The 1,167-nt window shown below is 42.1% G+C and carries 1 protein-coding gene; it reads right to left on the bottom strand.

What is annotated here, in order from left to right:
- Positions 1-1,166, bottom strand: a 1,166-nt coding sequence (tuf, locus tag ESZ26_RS19035; protein WP_146801394.1) for an elongation factor Tu, incomplete at its 3' end; no start/stop codon positions are given.
- Between the last annotated feature and the right edge of the window lies 1 nt (position 1,167).

The raw sequence follows: 1,167 nt of genomic DNA, 5'->3' as shown, positions 1-1,167 counted from the left end.
ACAACACCAGCACCAACAGTACGACCACCTTCACGGATAGCGAAGCGTAAACCTTCATCCATCGCTACTGGGTTGATTAGCTCAACAACAAATTTCAAGTTGTCGCCAGGCATTACCATTTCAACACCTTCAGGAAGCTCTACAGCACCTGTGATATCTGTTGTACGGAAGTAAAACTGTGGACGGTATCCTTTAAAGAATGGCGTATGACGACCACCTTCATCTTTACTTAACACGTATACTTCTGATTCGAATTTTGTATGAGGTGAAATTGAACCAGGCTTACATAATACTTGACCACGTTCAACATCTTCACGCTTAAGACCACGTAAAAGTACACCACAGTTCTCGCCAGCACGACCTTCGTCTAGAAGCTTACGGAACATTTCAACACCAGTACAAGTAGATTTTTGAGTATCACGGATACCAACAACTTCTACTTCTTCACCAATTTTGATGATACCGCGCTCAACACGACCAGTAACAACAGTACCACGACCAGCAATTGAGAATACATCTTCGATAGGCATGATGAATGCTCCGTCGATTGCACGCTCTGGCTCTGGAATGTAGTTATCTAATTGATCAGCAAGTTCGATGATTTTTGCTTCCCACTTTTCGTCGCCTTGTAGAGCGCCTAAAGCTGAACCTTGAATTACCGGTAAATCATCACCTGGGAAGTCATATTCAGAAAGAAGTTCACGAATTTCCATTTCTACTAATTCTAGTAGTTCTTCATCGTCTACAACATCACATTTGTTCATGAATACGATGATATATGGAACACCAACCTGACGTGATAACAAGATGTGCTCACGTGTTTGTGGCATAGGACCATCTGTAGCAGCAACTACTAAGATAGCGCCATCCATTTGTGCAGCACCAGTGATCATGTTTTTGATATAATCGGCGTGACCAGGACAATCTACGTGTGCGTAGTGACGAACTTCTGTATCGTACTCGATGTGAGAAGTATTGATAGTAATACCACGTTCACGCTCTTCAGGAGCATTATCGATTTGTGCGAAATCTTTAACTTCACCACCGTGTACTTTAGTTAATACTGCAGAGATAGCAGCTGTTAAAGTAGTTTTACCGTGATCAACGTGTCCGATAGTACCAACGTTTACATGCGGTTTTAAACGTTCAAATTTTGCTTTAGCCATT

Source organism: Colwellia hornerae (genome assembly GCF_007954355.1).
GTDB classification, from domain to species: domain Bacteria; phylum Pseudomonadota; class Gammaproteobacteria; order Enterobacterales; family Alteromonadaceae; genus Colwellia_A; species Colwellia_A hornerae.
This window is presented reverse-complemented; position numbering and strand designations above follow the sequence as displayed.